At 59.1% G+C, this 15973-nt stretch carries 14 protein-coding genes and 1 pseudogene; 8 read left to right on the forward strand and 7 right to left on the reverse strand.

Annotation, left to right across the window (positions count from 1 at the left end):
• Positions 1-39: 39 nt before the first annotated feature.
• From ABS769_RS03780 to ispG, 3 genes are all read right to left on the reverse strand, one after another.
• The gene (locus ABS769_RS03780; RefSeq protein WP_317060919.1) at positions 40-327 is read right to left on the reverse strand and encodes a cupin domain-containing protein; all 288 of its coding nucleotides are present in this window, start codon (positions 325-327) and stop codon (positions 40-42) included.
• Between the two features lie 308 nt (positions 328-635).
• Positions 636-1349 carry a phosphatase PAP2 family protein gene (locus ABS769_RS03785; RefSeq protein ID WP_317060920.1) on the reverse strand — a complete coding sequence of 238 codons (714 nt, stop codon included), beginning with the start codon at positions 1347-1349 and terminating at the stop codon, positions 636-638.
• The gene (gene ispG / locus ABS769_RS03790; RefSeq protein ID WP_317060921.1) at positions 1330-2595 is read right to left on the reverse strand and encodes a flavodoxin-dependent (E)-4-hydroxy-3-methylbut-2-enyl-diphosphate synthase; all 1266 of its coding nucleotides are present in this window, start codon (positions 2593-2595) and stop codon (positions 1330-1332) included. The genes ABS769_RS03785 and ispG overlap by 20 nt, the downstream gene beginning before the upstream one ends.
• Before the next feature lie 120 nt (positions 2596-2715).
• Here ispG and ABS769_RS03795 point away from each other — a divergent pair, with 120 nt between their 5' ends.
• Both ABS769_RS03795 and ABS769_RS03800 read left to right on the forward strand, forming a co-directional pair.
• Positions 2716-3942 (forward strand): ATP-binding protein, encoded by a 1227-nt coding sequence (locus tag ABS769_RS03795; protein WP_180973927.1) that lies wholly within the window; start codon positions 2716-2718, stop codon positions 3940-3942.
• On the forward strand, positions 3939-4517 hold the full coding sequence (locus tag ABS769_RS03800) for a response regulator transcription factor (RefSeq protein WP_006449316.1): 579 nt from the start codon (positions 3939-3941) through the stop codon (positions 4515-4517). The genes ABS769_RS03795 and ABS769_RS03800 overlap by 4 nt, the downstream gene beginning before the upstream one ends.
• A 669-nt stretch (positions 4518-5186) precedes the next feature.
• Here ABS769_RS03800 and ABS769_RS03805 read toward each other — a convergent pair.
• Positions 5187-6083 (reverse strand): helix-turn-helix domain-containing protein, encoded by an 897-nt coding sequence (locus ABS769_RS03805; RefSeq protein ID WP_317060922.1) that lies wholly within the window; start codon positions 6081-6083, stop codon positions 5187-5189.
• A gap of 98 nt (positions 6084-6181) precedes the next feature.
• On the opposite strand from ABS769_RS03805, the gene pobA reads away from it, so the two are divergent.
• The 3 genes and pseudogenes from pobA to ABS769_RS03820 all read left to right on the forward strand — a co-directional run bounded on the left by pobA (position 6182) and on the right by ABS769_RS03820 (position 9478).
• Positions 6182-7366 carry a 4-hydroxybenzoate 3-monooxygenase gene (gene pobA, locus ABS769_RS03810; protein ID WP_317060923.1) on the forward strand — a complete coding sequence of 395 codons (1185 nt, stop codon included), beginning with the start codon at positions 6182-6184 and terminating at the stop codon, positions 7364-7366.
• Between the two features lie 397 nt (positions 7367-7763).
• Positions 7764-8006 (forward strand): annotated as a pseudogene (locus tag ABS769_RS03815) (transposase); the annotation flags it as partial.
• 227 nt (positions 8007-8233) lie between these two features.
• Complete coding sequence (locus tag ABS769_RS03820) at positions 8234-9478, forward strand: HlyD family secretion protein (RefSeq protein WP_317060924.1); 1245 nt, start codon at positions 8234-8236, stop codon at positions 9476-9478.
• Between the two features lie 73 nt (positions 9479-9551).
• Here the strand turns inward: ABS769_RS03820 and ABS769_RS03825 are convergent, their stop codons facing one another.
• Positions 9552-9752, reverse strand: a complete 201-nt coding sequence (locus ABS769_RS03825; protein WP_317060925.1) for a hypothetical protein — start codon at positions 9750-9752, stop codon at positions 9552-9554.
• Positions 9753-9782: 30 nt separating this feature from the next.
• Here ABS769_RS03825 and ABS769_RS03830 point away from each other — a divergent pair, with 30 nt between their 5' ends.
• The 3 genes from ABS769_RS03830 (at position 9783) to ABS769_RS03840 (ending at position 13366) form a co-directional block, all read left to right on the forward strand.
• A complete protein-coding gene (locus ABS769_RS03830) occupies positions 9783-9977 on the forward strand; it encodes a hypothetical protein (protein WP_317060926.1) in 195 nt (64 codons plus the stop codon).
• Between the two features lie 437 nt (positions 9978-10414).
• A complete protein-coding gene (locus tag ABS769_RS03835; RefSeq protein WP_317060927.1) occupies positions 10415-12532 on the forward strand; it encodes a peptidase domain-containing ABC transporter in 2118 nt (705 codons plus the stop codon).
• A 321-nt stretch (positions 12533-12853) separates the two neighbouring features.
• Positions 12854-13366, forward strand: a complete 513-nt coding sequence (locus ABS769_RS03840; protein WP_317060928.1) for a nuclear transport factor 2 family protein — start codon at positions 12854-12856, stop codon at positions 13364-13366.
• A 115-nt stretch (positions 13367-13481) separates the two neighbouring features.
• On the opposite strand, the gene glpK is transcribed toward ABS769_RS03840, so the two are convergent.
• Positions 13482-14981: a glycerol kinase GlpK gene (glpK, locus tag ABS769_RS03845; RefSeq protein WP_104592572.1), complete on the reverse strand. Its 1500-nt coding sequence runs from the start codon at positions 14979-14981 to the stop codon at positions 13482-13484.
• Positions 14982-15116: 135 nt separating this feature from the next.
• Positions 15117-15938, reverse strand: a complete 822-nt coding sequence (locus ABS769_RS03850; RefSeq protein ID WP_317060930.1) for an MIP/aquaporin family protein — start codon at positions 15936-15938, stop codon at positions 15117-15119.
• Positions 15939-15973: the final 35 nt, after the last annotated feature.

The following is a 15973-nucleotide window of genomic DNA, read 5'->3' on the forward strand; positions in this document are numbered from 1 at the left end:
ACGCGCCCCCGTCTGCAGACACGCTGTCAGTCCGCACGTTCAGCCATTCAGCCCATCGAGCTCGGGCAGCAGCACGACGCTTTCATGCGTATTCGGGTCGGTTCGGGCCACCAGCACCACGGCCGCTTCCACGCCGTCGTTATAAGGCTGATGCGGCATCCCGGCCGGGATATACAGAAAATCGCCCGGCTGCACCACGTCATGATGCTCCAGGGCTGCGCCATGCCAGACCTTGGAAACTCCGGTCAGCGCGTAGATGGCGGTTTCATGCGAGGCATGCAGATGCGGCTTGGCGCGTGCGCCCGGCGCGATGGTCACAACATGCATGCTTAGTCCTGTCGCGCCGGTACTTTGCGCGGAGATCCCCATCGCGTAATGGACGCCTTGCGCTGCCAGTGCGCTTTCGCTGGCACGCAACACGCGACATTGCTTTGGGTGGGAGTCGTTCGGTAAGACGTCTTGCACGCGGAGATCCTCCAAAGAGCGTGGGCTGTTGCATCGTCGCGGGCAAGCGCGGCGACAGGACAACTGCGCTGCGCGTCTCTAGCAGGCAACGCGCCGTCTCGGCGGCCAGCACCTTGCAGATCGATGACGATAGTCGTGCGGTTACGCCAGCCCGGGCAGAAACGCGAAACCTACTCCGGCGATACGAAAGCGCCAGCGCGATGGCGACGCCAATGCGGCCGCCGTGCGCCGCGAAACATCACCAGATACAACCCGACCACCCACACCAGTGCGGCCGACCAGCCGCCCAGGATGTCGGAGGGGTAATGCACGCCCAGGTAAATCCGCGACACGCCTACCAGCACTGCGAACAGACTGGCGATCATGGTCACCGGCCAGCGCCAGCGCGTGTTCCAGGCCAGCGCGATGACCACCGCGGCGAGCGTCATCGAGCCCATCGCATGCCCGCTGGGAAAGCTAAAAGTGCTTTCCGGCGCGATCGATTCCCACAAGCTCGGACGATTGCGCTGAAAGAACTGTTTGGCGCCCATGTTCAACAACGCCGAGCCACCGAACCCCAACGCGGCGAAGGTGCTTTCGCGCCAGCGCCGCAACGCCAGCAGTACCAGCACGATCGCAATATCGATCGGAATCACGCCGTACTGGTAGCCGACTCTGGAGATCAGGCCGAAAAATGCATCCAGCCCCGGCGTGGCGATGCTGCGCATGCTCCACAGCAACGGCTCGTCGAAGTAGAAATTTTCCAGCTCGTGGACTTCATCGGCCAGGTCAACAAACAGCCCCAGCGGCAACAACACGCCGGCGAACAACAACGCCATGCGCCACGCATTGTTGCGCAGCCAATGTCTGAAACCGGCCGGCGATTCAGCCGGCGCGGCGGACATAGGTGCGTTCGACATACTGGTCGATCAGATCGATGAACTCGTAGGCGATGTTCTCGCCACGCAGGGTGACGCTTTTTTCGCCATCGATAAATACCGGTGCCGACGGCGCCTCGCCGGTGCCCGGCAACGAAATGCCGATATTGGCGTGACGCGATTCGCCGGGCCCGTTGACCACGCAGCCCATCACCGCCAGGGTCATGTTTTCCGCACCGGGATTGCTGATCTTCCACTCCGGCATCTTGGCGCGCACATGGTTCTGCACCACGCCGGCCAGTTCCTGGAAGAACTCGGAGGTGGTGCGGCCGCAGCCCGGGCACGCGGTGACCATCGGGGTGAAGGCGCGTTGGCCGGTGGTCTGCAACAGCTCCTGCGCAACGATCACTTCCTGGGTGCGCGACTGGCCCGGCTCCGGCGTCAGCGAGATACGGATGGTGTCGCCGATGCCTTCCTGCAGCAGCACGCTCAGCGCCGCAGCCGAGGCCACGATGCCCTTGCTGCCGATGCCGGCCTCGGTCAGGCCCAGATGCAGCGCAAAGTCGCAGCGGCTCGCCATGTCGCGATACACCGCGATCAGCTCCTGCACACCGGACACCTTGGCCGACAGGATGATGCGCTCGCGCGCCAGCCCCAGTTCCACCGCACGCTCGGCCGAATCCACCGCCGAGCGGATCAAGGCCTCGCGCAGCACGCGGCCGGCGTCCCAGGGCGTGGCGCGCTGCGAATTCTCGTCCATCAGCTGCGCCGCCAGCGACTGGTCCAGCGAGCCCCAGTTGGCACCGATGCGCACAGGCTTGTCGTACTTGATGGCGAATTCGATCAGCTGCGCGAATTGCAGATCCCTCTTCTTGCCGAAACCGACATTGCCGGGGTTGATGCGGTACTTGGCCAGCGCTTCGGCGCAGGCCGGTTCGGCGGCGAGCAGCTGGTGACCGTTGTAATGGAAGTCGCCGATCAACGGGACCTCGATCCCCATCATGCGCAGCTTGTCGACGATGCGCGGAATGGCCGCGGCCGATTCGGCGTTGTTGACGGTCAGGCGCACCATTTCCGAGCCGGCGCGCCAGAGCTCGGACACCTGCTTGACGCTGCCGGCGATGTCGGCGGTGTCGGTATTGGTCATCGACTGGACGACCACCGGGTGGCCGCCGCCCACGATCACGCTACCGATCTTGACGGCCTGGGTGATGCGGCGCGGCCAGGCGGTGGCGTCGGCGGGAGGGGTTGGGCGAGTCACGGCGTCGTACATCGCGGTATTTTAGCCTGTCAGCGGTCCGATCACAGCTGAAGCACCGCGTGGGCGGTCTTCCACGCCGATGCGACGGTTTGTCGCATACCGCCACCTCCCCGAGCGCATAGCATTGCCGTGATGAACAGCTCCGACGCTTCCTTCCTGCGAACCCTGTGCAGCCTGCGCTGGCTGGCCACCGCCGGCCAGGCCGCCACCATCCTGGTCGCCACCGGGCTGATGGGCCTGGACCTGCCGCAGCAACCCTTGTGGGCCGGCGTGGCCGCGCTGGCGGTGTTCAACCTGTATGCACAGCTGCGGGTAGCCCACCGCGGCGCGGTCAGCCCGGCCACCGAGTTCGGCCACATCCTGGTCGATGTCACCGTGCTGACCTGGATGGTGGGCTGGAGCGGCGGCATCGCCAACCCGTTCGGCTCGCTGTTCCTGGTGTTGATCGCGCTGGCCGCGCTGGCTCTGCCGCTGGGCTGGGCAATGGCGGTGGCTGCCTCCTGTGTGGCCGGTTACGTGATCAGCGCCGCCTTCGGCCTGCCGCTGCCTTACGGCAGCTTCGACCCGCTGAGCCTGCACATGTGGGGCATGGCAGCCAACTTCCTGCTCTCCACGGTGGTGGTGCTGGCGTTCGCCACGCGGCTGGCCTTGTCGATGCGCGAGCGCGAGCGCGAGATTTCCACGTTGCGCGAGCGCTTTGCACGCAACGAAGGCATCGTGGCGCTGGCCACGCATGCGGCCTCGGTCGCGCACGAATTGAATACCCCGTTGGCGACGATGACCCTGCTGGTCGACGACATCGCCGACCAATGCGACCAGAGCGAGTTGCGCGAAGATCTGGATACCTTGCGCGAGTTGCTGGTGCAGTGCCACGAGCGCGTGCTGGCACTGGCAGCGCCGGCCGACAACGGCCACCTGAGCCGCGAGGTAGCGGTCAAGGACGTGCTGGAACAATGGCGGCTGGTGCGCCCGACTATCGAGCTGCGCCGCAACGACGACGCCCCAATGCGCCTGCTGCTGCAGCCCGGCGTCAGCCATCTGCTGATGGTGTTGCTCAACAACGCGGCCGATGCCGGCGAACGTGCCGGGCGCCCGCAGATCGATCTCACCCTGCGCGTGGAGCAGGACCATCTCAGCGGCGAAGTGCGCGACTACGGGCCTGGCTTCGACACCTCGCAAGCCATGTTGCCGGGCACCTTGTTCAACAGCGGCAAGCACGACGGCATGGGGGTGGGATTGGCGTTGTCGCACGCCACCGTCGAACGGCTGCAGGGCGAGCTGTGGATGCTGCCAGCCGAAGGCAGCGGCGCCCGCGTCGGTTTCCGTCTGCCGCTCTCCGAACACGAGGCACTCGCATGACAAGCACTCCCCTGCGTACCGGCCTGCTGGTCGACGACGACACCTTGTACCTGCGCACCCTGCAACGCAGCCTCGCGCGACGCGGTGTGGAAACACTGACCGCCACCGACGCGGCCAGTGCGTTGTCGATCGCGCGCAGTGCTTTGCCGGATTTCGCGCTGATTGATCTCAAGCTCGGCAACGATTCGGGTTTGAACCTGATCCAGCCGCTACGCGAGATTCGCACCGACATGCGCATCCTGCTGGTCACCGGTTACGCGAGCATCGCCACCGCAGTGGAGGCCATCAAACTCGGCGCCGACGACTATCTACCGAAGCCGGCCAATATCCCCACCATCATGCGCGCGCTGGGCGAAGAAGACGACGAGCTACCCGAGCCGGACGAAGAAGAAACCGCGCAGGAAATGATGACACCGCTCAGCCGTCTGCAGTGGGAGCACATCCAGCAGGCACTGCACGAAACCGGCGGCAACGTCTCCGCTGCTGCACGCCTGCTGGGCATGCACCGCCGCTCGCTGCAGCGCAAGCTGACCAAGCGTCCAAGCCCGGGCCCGTTACGCGAGCCGGGGCGTTGAGAACTGGCTAGGTTGTCGTGAGGACGAGCTGGTCGGGGGGCGAGCTGGCCGAGGGCGCGGTGCCCTCGCCACTCAGCACGACCTGCCTGCACTGTCCAATCACTTAGCAAGACAAGCAAGATTTCGAGTCGTGGCGGCGTCTAAATGCGCTCAAACCTAGTCAGTCGAGGGCGCGGCGCCCTCACCGCCCGCGGGACACGCCGCAAGTACGTCCATGTAGGCTCGGTGGCGGCATCCATGCCGCCACACGGTCCCGCAATCGGTGAGGACACCGCACCAGAATGTTGGTCGGTCGCTGGGTAAAAAGCTGAGGGCCCCACAAGTAGCGTGTCCTTGCTGGTGCGGGTCGCAGAACGACACGATAGCTAGCAGATCAGAAGCACGTCATGCATTGCCTGCAACCCTGCACACCGACACTCTCGACTGGTCCTTGCCCGCCCACCGTCGCGGGCTCTTACGCGGCATGGATGCCGCGTAAGAGCCTACATGGACGTACTTGCGGCGTGTCCCGCGATGGTGGGCGGGCAAGGGCCCTGCAGCCAACCCGCAGATCAGCCGCCCTGGCAACTGAGCTATCCATGCTCTGCAATCACTTCAAGACGTACGGGGGTTGAGTAATAGCCGGCTGCGCCCAAATAGCGGTGAGCGCCATAGTCTTGTCAGCCGCTCTCAATCGCCAGCACGGAAGCGCGTAGGCGAGCAGCCGGTGTGGCGGGCGAAGTAGCGGCTGAAATACGCAGCGTCGAAAAATCCAAGGCTGGCCGCGATCTGTTGCACGCTCAGGCTGGTGTAGCGCAGGCTGCGGCGTGCTTCCAGCATGATCCGGCGCTGCAGCAGGCGTAATGCCGAGGCACCTGCCAGTCGCTGGCACAGTGCGTTGAGATGGCCCGGGGTCAGTCCCAATTGATCGGCGTAGCGGGAGATCGGCCAATGCGCCCGATAGTGCTGGTCGATCAAGGCCTGATAGCCGCGTAGATGGCGCAATGCCGGATCGGCCTGCGGGCTTACCGCAGCTGCATCTTGTGCGCGTTCCAGTGCCGTGCGCGCCGTCCAGATCAACAGCTGCGCCGCAGCCGCCTGCAACGCGGCCTCGTGGCCGATGCGCTGGCGTGCGTGATCGTCGGCAATGGTGGCGAACAACACGTCGAGCAGTCTGCGTGCTTGATTGACCTGCAACACCAAAGGCGCCGCCAATGCGCGCTGCAGCAGTGGTGTGGCACTGAGTACACTGCGTACCAACGGCATGCACAAGGTGATGATGTGCCCGCGCACCTGTGGATCGAATCCGAAGCCGTGCACGCATAACGGCGGCAGCCACACCACGGTTGCGCCGCGCAGGCGTTGGCTGCGGCCATCCAGTTGCAGCATTGCCGGCCCGCGCTGCACGTAGAGCAGCTGCGCCAGGTCTTCGTGGCGGTGCGGCACGATATGCCAATCGTGCAACCGGCTACGTGCGGCGATCGACTCCCAGTGCAATAACTCCGGCGCGTCGGCATCGTGCTCGCCGTACAGACCAAAGGCGGGCACGTGGGTGGCTGCAGCAATATCGGGCGCGCGTGTCGGCATCGTCGAAAAGTCCAAGCACTGCACGCAATCATCCCTTCAAAGCGCACGCTTGGCTACCGACACTGGCCTGCATCAGCCCGCTGAGGCAGGAGCATTGCATGCGAACCCAGATTGCGATCATCGGCGCAGGTCCGTCCGGCCTGTTGCTGGGCGAGCTGTTGCTGCGCGCCGGCATCGATACCGTCATTATCGAACGGCAGACACCGGAGCACGTGCTCGGCCGTATTCGTGCCGGCGTGCTGGAGCAGGGCAGTGTGGAGCTGCTGCAGCGCGCAGGCGTCGGCGAGCGCCTGCAGCGCGAAGGCTTGCTGCATCACGGCTTCGAACTGTCGCTGGATGGCCAGCGTGAGCGCATCGACCTGCTGCGCGGCTGCGGGCGTGGCGTCACCGTCTACGGCCAGACCGAGGTTACCGCCGATCTGATGCAGGCACGTGCGCGTAGCGCTGCGCCGACCTATTACAACGCCCAGGACGTCACCCTGTGCGAGGTACAAAGCAATGCGCCCGCAGTGGAATTCACCCATGATGGCCAACGCCAGCGTATCGCCTGCGACTATATCGTTGGCTGCGACGGCTTCCATGGCATCAGCCGCGCCAGCATTCCGCCCGAGCGACTGCGCCTGTTCGAGCGCGTGTATCCGTTCGGATGGCTGGGCGTGCTTGCCGACACACCGCCAGTGCACGATGAGCTGATCTACGCACGTCACCCACGCGGGTTTGCGTTGTGTTCGATGCGCTCGCCCACACGCTCACGCTATTACGTGCAGGTGCCTGCCGATGCGCGTGTGGAGGCCTGGAGCGACCAGGCATTCTGGAATGAATTGCGTGCGCGGCTGCCAGACACCTTGGCCACGCAACTGGTGACCGGCCCATCGATCGAAAAGAGCATTGCGCCGTTGCGCAGTTTTGTTGCCGAACCGATGCAGTACGGTCGCCTGTTTCTGGCCGGCGACGCGGCGCATATCGTGCCGCCGACTGGCGCGAAGGGTTTAAACCTGGCGCTGGCCGATGTCGGCTTACTCGCACAGTTGTTCGAACGCTGGAAAGAGCGTGGCGATACAGCGGTGCTGCAGCAGTATTCGGCGCTGGCGCTGCAGCGGATTTGGAAGGCCGAACGGTTTTCATGGTGGATGACCAGCCTTTTGCATACCCTCGACCACGACGATGCATTTGCCGCACGCATACGTACTGCCGAGATCGACTATCTGCTGGATAGTAAGGCGGGTCAGGTGACCATCGCAGAGAACTATGCGGGGCTGCCGTTAGTCCTCCTGCCCGACTGAGACAGCGTAACTATAAGGATCAGCGCTCGGGAGCTAATTACGGACTTCCCGTCACCTGTGCATAATATGGCCATTGATGCAAATCACTCAAATTATTGCATCATCTCCCCTGCTGGTATCGGCAGTCTTAAATTTATATATATATTTAATATATTATATTTAATTATTTACTTTGTTGTGCACTGCCAGGGTTACCTGAGTGTCCGAGCCCACTCGCTGGGTTCGTGCTGTACCTACAGTCGTGAGAAAGGTTGCAGGGCTTGTCTGTAGGAGGCATGTCGCCAGACTCCGAGTTTAATGAAGGGCCAAATAACTCCTCTGATCCTACGAAAATCTTTTAAATTCCAATGGGATAAGGGCGATGTCACTGTCTTTCGGCGACGCGGAGTACAACTGAAAGCGCACGCTACGCTATCTGATCGCGGAAAAGCCCTCGAAACTGAAGCAGATCAAGAGCAAGCGCGAATTGAAGTGAGCCAAACGCTGGGAGCACACCAACGCCAGCCTGCGTGCGAAGGTGGAACACCCCTTTCGAGTGATCAAACGCCAGTTTGGCTAAGTCAAGCCGCGCTATCGCGAGCTGGCGAAGAACACTGCGCAGGTGCTGACGCTGCTTGCGTTTTTGAAGCAAAGCTGTTGATGCTTGTCTTTGGGGGAGGGCGTGGCTGTAACGCGGGCTACACCTCGGAGACGCGCCGGAAACGGCGAAAAACCGAGAGCCAGAGCGCGGTCGGCATGGCCGATGGGGCCTGCCTCCTCCCAAGACGGCGTTGATCAGACCTTCCTTAAAATTTTTCGATTGACCCTCTTGCAGTGGCGTCCGCTCTTCGCATATAAATGCTAAACGCACGGGGGGTGTTGGCATAGATGTCGGATCTATTTCGCAAGGAAGTGGTGGAAGCTAAGCGTATTGGCTGGTTGGGAACCATATCTATCGTTCAGCCAACAAGCATTTGGATACTAGCGATCAGTTCGGGTGCAATTGCACTCGCAGTCGTGCTCTTGCTGGCCTTTGGTTCTTACACGCGCCGCTCGCATGTGGCGGGGCAGCTTGTTCCCGTAAATGGAATGGCTGTAGTGGCTGCGCCTGCGAGTGGTTTCATGTCACGAATCAACGTTGCAGAAGGTGATCGTGTGCAGGTCGGCCAAGTAATGGCGGTGTTGACGGTCCCTCGCGCTACAACCACAGATGGAGATACGCTCGCCGCGCTTGGGGTACGTCTTGGACAAAGGGCGGCAGGCCTAGAGGCTGCACAAGTTGCACGGAAACGGAAGTTCGAGGCGCAGCGCAATGGACTAACTAGACAGCTGACTAATGCGCGAAGCGAGCTTGGTCAAATAGAAATCGAAATCCTTACACGCAAGGAGCAAATCCGGATTGCGCAGGAAACGCTCGATCGTTTGCTTCTGCTCGAAGATGAGCGATATGTCAGTATTTTACAGATCAAGCAGCAGGAGTCAGCTGCGCTTGCGCAGAAAGGCGAGATGCAGGCCCTGCAGCGACAGGCAATTTCGACGCGTAGGCTGATCGATCAAATAGCACAGATGCTCAATGAGCTTCCGAGCGAGGATCAAGAAGCCTATGCCAGTTTTCAGCAGAATATCGCCTCGCTTGAGCAAGAGCGTGTTGAAAATGTCGCCCGTAGTGAAATTGCGATCATTGCACCTGCGTCGGGGATAGTTGCGGCCCAGCAAGTCAAGGCAGGTCAGGCAGTGCAGAACGGACAACCTCTAGTGAGTGTGTTGCCGGGCGATGGAAAACTGGAAGCTGAACTCTTGATCCCAAGCAGAGCGATCGGCTTTATTTCGCCGATGGACAAAGTATTACTTCGCTATCAGGCATATCCATATCAGAAATTTGGTCATCATGAGGGACTTGTCTCCCGTATCAGTCGGAGCACTCTGGAATCAAATCCAGCGGTTGCATCAGCCGAGCCTATGTACAGGATCACAGTTGCACTAAAGACACAGACAGTTGACGCATATGGAAAAGCTGAGCAACTTAAGCCAGGAATGCTTGTAGATGCAGACATTCTTGGCGAATCTAGATCATTTTTTGAGTGGGTACTTGAGCCTATCTACTCAATTAAAGGAACTGTGTTCGGTCGATGACTTGAGCATTGACTGAACACTGTGAGCCGCTGGCATAGTCCAGCTTTCTGCACACGCATTGTGTGTGCCTACATTAGGGGGGAAAGTTATGCGTGAACTTACTATTGAAGAGACTTTCGAAGTTGATGGTGAGGGTGGTGCCACCACCGCGTTCCTGACCGGCGCAGGTGCTGGTGGTTTCGCCGGTGGCTTCGTTGGCGGTCTGCCTGGAGCTGCTGCTGGCGCCCTCATCGGCGGTGGCATCGCGGTCGCTCTCTATCTCATTTGATTTCATGAAATCTACAGAAATTTAAAGGCTACGGACATGCGTGAACTAAATTATTTAGAAATAAACGATGTCGATGGTGCAGGCGAAGGTGCTTCGAATGGATTTTCTGCCGGCGTAGTTGCGGGAGCCTCAATCGGCTTCTTGGTCGGTGGTCCAGTCGGTGCGTTTGCTGGTGCTGTCAGCGGTGGTATCCATGGTGCGATTATCGGGCACTATCTGAATCTGAATTGATAAGATGACTAGAGGGCGGCATACGCCGCCCTCTTAAAAATGTTGTAAATAAATATTTAGTTTCAACGTTTTGCTGCGACTGGGCGATTATCTTATAAAACTACATCCAAGGTCACAAAAAATGAAGATCCATGGAATTAGCAATGCAACATTTGCAGCTTGCGCCAGCGGCCTAGCGATATTCGTTGCCACGGCCGACAAAAAGTTCCTGCCTATAGCTTGCTTTGCGGCGCTTGTGATCACTGCGGCTCGACTGACGGATGCATGGAATAAGAAAACTGGAAGGACTCACGAGGATGTGAAGTAGTTATTATGAGTTTATTTAGTTTCGGATGATGGCACGTCCCCCGTTTGCACGCACTTAGGTAAATTTTTTAAGTCCTATTTTCTCAAGTGGTTGAGAATTTTTTCGTGCACAAATTAAGAATTGTAATAATATGAAGCCTATATTGCAATCCGAGGCGACAGAATGTGGCTTGGCGTCGCTCGCCATGATCGCCAATTTTCATGGAAGTAATATTGGGCTTACCGAAATTCGGCGACGCTTTCCTTTGTCTCTAAAGGGGGCAAAGCTAAGCCAGTTGATTCACATCGCACAGCAGCTCGGCTTATCATCCCGACCGCTCCGACTTGATCTGGAGCATTTGGATGACCTGAAGTTGCCCTGCATACTGCATTGGGATTTGAATCACTATGTGGTGCTGACAAAAGTCGCTCGTTCAAATGTAGTCATCCTGGATCCTGCGATTGGCCGTCGCGTCCTGACACGAGCTGAGGCTTCAGACCATTTTACGGGTGTCGCGCTGGAGCTCAACCCGTTAGCAGAATTCAAGAAGGAGGTAAGTGGGCCATCGATCACTGTAAGTCAGCTGACTGGACGCATTGATGGACTGTGGCACTCTCTGGGGCTCATCCTGCTGTTATCAATTGCACTTCAGGTATTTGTAGTACTCGCTCCATTCTTTACGCAATGGGTGGTTGATCAAGCTTTGATATCTGCGGATCGTGATTTGCTTACAGTTCTCGGAATCAGTTTTGGTCTTGCCATGCTTCTACAGGTAGCAATAGGTCTGCTTCGAGGCTGGGCCGTCATCTATCTGTCATCGCGGTTGGGGATCAGGTGGATGGGGAATGTCATCTCTCATTTGCTGCGTCTGCCCTTGGACTTTTTCGAGAAGAGACATTTGGGGGACATTACGTCACGTGTTTCCTCTGTACAATCGATCCAAAAGACGATGACTACCAGCTTCGTCGAAGCACTGATTGATGGTCTTATGGCACTGGTCACATTTGGGGTCATGCTTCTCTATAGTTGGAAGCTTGCGCTAGTGACGTTGTTAGCAGTCACTATTTATTTGATTATCCGAAGTGCTGCATACGGCCCTATGAGAGACCGCACTGAACGTCATCTTGTTTCAGGCGCCAAGCAGCAGTCTCATCTTCTTGAATCCATCCGGGGCATGCAGAGCTTGAAGATCGCCGGCCAAGAGCCTTCAAGGCAGGCGACTTACGAAAATCTGATGGTCGATACGATCAACGAGGAAGTAAGGCTAGCAAAGCTCACGCTAGGCTTTACCAGTTCAAGTCAGTTGGTTTTTGGTATTGAGCGCATCGCCGTAATTTGGATAGGTGCGATGTTGGCTATGAATAATGTATTCTCAGTGGGTATGCTTGTTGCGTATCTTGCCTACAAAGATCAGTTTGCGGCGAGGACTGCGGCGCTTATCGATAAGGCTGTAGATTTTCGTATGTTGAAGCTTCATGGAGAAAGGCTTGCCGACATCGTGCTAGCCGAGCCTGACGAATCATTAGGGATGCCGGAACTAGATGCTCCGCTGAATTACAGCATCGAGGCATTTAACGTGTCTTTTCGTTATGCAGATGGAGAGCCATGGGTCATCCGCAATTGTTCATTCCAAGTTGCTCAGGGCGAATCTGTTGCCATCATCGGTACATCTGGATGTGGAAAGTCGACAATGATAAAACTCATGCTTGGTTTGCTAAAGCCGACAGAGGGTACAATCAGTTTCGGGGGCGTAGATATACATAAATGCGGTCCGCGCAATGTGCGATCAATCGTAGGTGCTGTGATGCAAGATGATCAGTTGTTTGCCGGAAGTATTGCTGAGAACATTAGCTGCTTTGACAATTCGTTCGATCAGGCGCGTATCGAGAATTCGGCGTCTATGGCCGCCATCCACCAAGATATTGCATGCATGCCAATGGGCTATCATGGTCTGATCGGGGATATGGGGAGTTCGCTGTCTGGCGGGCAGAAGCAGCGCATCATTCTCGCTCGTGCGCTTTATCGAAAACCAAAGATTCTTTTCCTGGATGAAGCGACCAGCCATCTTGATGTTATGAAGGAGAAATTGGTTAATGATGCTATCCAGAAAATGAGTCTCACCAGGGTTATCGTTGCCCATCGTCCAGAGACCATAAATAGTGCTGAGAGGATTCTGGTTATGGAGCAGGGACGGATCGTTAAAGACATAAGGCAGCAGAACATCGCTCCATCCATAAAAGATGATCTGGGTGAATTTGTAATGAATTGAGGTGCAGTGTCATTCGCTAATGTGGTCGATTTCTGAAAGATCGGTGACCTCCTTTGTGGAAAAGGGTTTAGAGGATCCATTTTCACTTAATAAATTCTCCAGACGAGTGATAACACGGCGAAGGTGATTTCCATATTACCTGCATTCCTGGATGTAACCAGGTGCGCCAGTGGGAGACTAGCGTGTCTGACGGTTTGTTCTGTAGCGTGACGGTGACGCGCAGAATCACTGTTTGCCAAGGCGCGTCATCCACTAATCAACGGTGCACCGTGCTGGCACCCCCAGCCAGCGCAGCGCTCTTCTCCACGTAAGGAGTACTCCATGAATAAGCTGTTCTCCCGCGCTTTGTTACTGGTCATGCTGGTGGCGCCCGTGGCTGCGTTCGCGCAGACCGCAGTGACCGCCAATCCCAACCACCAGAAGATGCTGGTCGGTTCCACCTGGATTGAAACCGCCAACAAGCGCTTGGTCTACGACTTCTGGCGCATCGTGTTCGAAGCCGGTCAGGTGCAGTACGCGCCGATGTACATGGACAAGAACTACATTCAGCACAACCCGAATGTGGCAAACGGGCGCGACGCCTTCATCGCATTTCTGACCGCCTTCGTGCCGCCGACGCCGGTGCAGGAACGCGTGCAGTTGCCGCTGGTGGCCATCACCGCAGATCGCGACCTGGTCACGCTGGTGTCGGTGCGCACGCTGCCGGATCCGCGTGATCCGAGCAAGACTTACACCACCACCTGGTTCGACATGTTCCGCATCGAAAAAGGCCTGATCAAGGAACATTGGGATCCGGACACGATTGCCGGCCGCGCCAATACCGGCGGTCAGTAAGTGCTGCGGCATTGCAGGGCTGCAGCGTGCAACCCTGCAATGCGTAACTCAAGCGAGTTGCTAACCTGACATTGCGCCCACCGGATGGTGGGCGCAGTCGTTTCGGTGGCAGTGTTTAGCTGATGCGGAAGCCCATCGTGGCTTCCACCGCCTGCTGCCAGCCGGCATACAGTTGTTCGCGCTTGTCGTCGGCCATGTTCGGCTCGAACCGGCGATCCACTGCCCACTGCTTGGCGATCTCTTCGCGGCTGCTCCAGAAGCCGGTCGCCAGCCCTGCCAGATAGGCCGCGCCGAGTGCGGTGGTTTCTGAAACTTCCGGACGCAGCACTGGCACGTTGAGAATGTCGCTCTGGAACTGCGCCATGAAGTCGTTGGCGATCGCGCCGCCGTCGGCACGCAGCTCTTTCAGCTCGATGCCCGAATCGGCCTGCATTGCCGTGAGTACGTCGCGGGTCTGATACGCCATCGATTCCACCGCCGCACGCACGAAGTGTTCCTTGGTGGTGCCGCGGGTCAGCCCGAACACCGCGCCGCGGATATCGCTGCGCCAATACGGTGCGCCCAGGCCGACAAAGGCCGGTACCAGATACACACCGTCGTTGTCGCCGGCGCGCTCGGCATAGGCTTGCGAGTCGCTGGCCTTGCCCAGCATGCGCAGGCCATCGCGCAGCCATTGCACCACCGAGCCGGCAACGAAGATCGAGCCTTCCAGCGCGTATTCGACCTTGCCGTCGATGCCCCAGGCGATCGTGGTCAGCAACCCGGCCTTGGAGGCGACCGCCTTCTCGCCGGTGTTCATCAATGCAAAGCAGCCGGTGCCGTAAGTATTCTTTGCCATGCCCGGTTCGAAGCAGGCCTGGCCGAACAACGCGGCCTGCTGGTCGCCGGCGATGCCCGCGATGGGCACCTGCTCGCCGTAGAAATACTGGGTCTGGGTCATGCCGTAGATTTCGCTGGACGAGCGCACCTCCGGCAGCATTGCCGCGGGCACGTCGAGCATCGCCAGCAGCTCGGCGTCCCACTCTAGCGTGTGGATGTTGTACATCAGCGTGCGCGAGGCATTGGTGTAGTCGGTGACGTGCACCTTGCCGCCGGTGAGATTCCAGATCAGCCAGCTGTCGATGGTGCCGAAGGCCAGTTCGCCTTTCTGCGCCCGCTCACGTGCGCCTTCCACATGGTCGAGAATCCACTTGACCTTGGTGCCGGAGAAATACGCGTCGATCAGCAAGCCGGTCTTGTCGCGCACCATCTGCTCGTGCCCGGCTTCCTTGAGCTGCGTACAGATGTCCTTGGTCTGCCGTGATTGCCACACGATGGCGTTATAGATCGGCTGGCCGGTGGCCTTGTCCCACACCACTGCGGTTTCGCGCTGGTTGGTGATGCCGATACCGGCGATCGAACGCGCATCGATCTGCGCGTTGTTGAGCAGCTCGGTAATGGTGGTGTAGACGCTGGTCATGATCTCGCGCGGGTTGTGTTCCACCCAACCCGGCTGCGGAAAGATCTGGCCGAACTCGCGCTGCGCCACACCGGCCACCTTGCCCTGGCGATCGAACAACATCGCGCGTGAGCTGGTGGTGCCTTGATCGATCGCAAGGACGTATTGCTTTTCCATCGGAGATTCCTCAAACAGTGCCGGCGCTGGCGCACGGCGAGAAAGTGGGTGGTGCACGCCGTTGTGTGAGAGGCCGGTAACAACTCAAGACCTGCTCAACAGCGGCGCTGTGCTGTCAGTCGTGCAGCAGTGCGATTACCGCGGATCGAGCGGCGGTTTGCCGCCTTGCAGATGCCGCACGCGTGCCGGCAGAAACGGCAGGATCAGCCACTGGTAGGCGAGCGCGCCGATGGGGCCGCCAATCAACGGGCCGACGATCGGGATCCACCAGTAATTGTCCTTGGCCGGCAACGCAGCCTCGCCCCAGCCGGCGAAGTAGGCGAACAGACGCGGGCCGAAGTCGCGCGCCGGGTTCATCGCCCAGGCTTCCAGATAGCCCATCGACGCGCCCAGCGTGGCCACCAGCAGACCGATCATCAGCGCGCCGGAGTTGGCGGTCGGCGCGGCTTCGTTGAACTGTTCGGTGATGGCGAAGATGCCGAAGATCAGGAACGCAGTGATGATGATCTGGTCCACCAACGCATGCATCGGCGTGACCGCAAGGCCGGGTGCGGTAAAGAACACCCCGGCTGCACCACCGGCTTCGCGGGTGAGCTGTTGCACCTGGTTGTAGTGATCGATCACCGGCCAGTACATCTGGTAAACGATGGCCGCGCCCAGAAACGCACCGATCACTTGCGCGCCCCAGTACGGCAGCACTTTCTTCCACGAGAAATCGCGGAACAACGCCAGCGCCAGCGTCACCGCCGGATTGGCATGCGTGCCGGACACCGAGCCGGTGACATAGATCGCCAGCGTCACTGACAGGCCCCAGGCGATACACACGCCCCAGTAGGCGTTCTGATACGGGCTGGGGTCGTAGAGGATGTACATCGCCGCGACCGAATCGCCGAGCGCGATGATGATGAACATCGCCACCGCTTCGGAGATCAACTCACCTACGAGTTGGCGGCTCATGCGCGCGGACTCATGGTTGCGACAGTGGGGATGCT

This window comes from Xanthomonas hortorum, assembly GCF_040279205.1.
Taxonomy (GTDB): domain Bacteria; phylum Pseudomonadota; class Gammaproteobacteria; order Xanthomonadales; family Xanthomonadaceae; genus Xanthomonas; species Xanthomonas hortorum_F.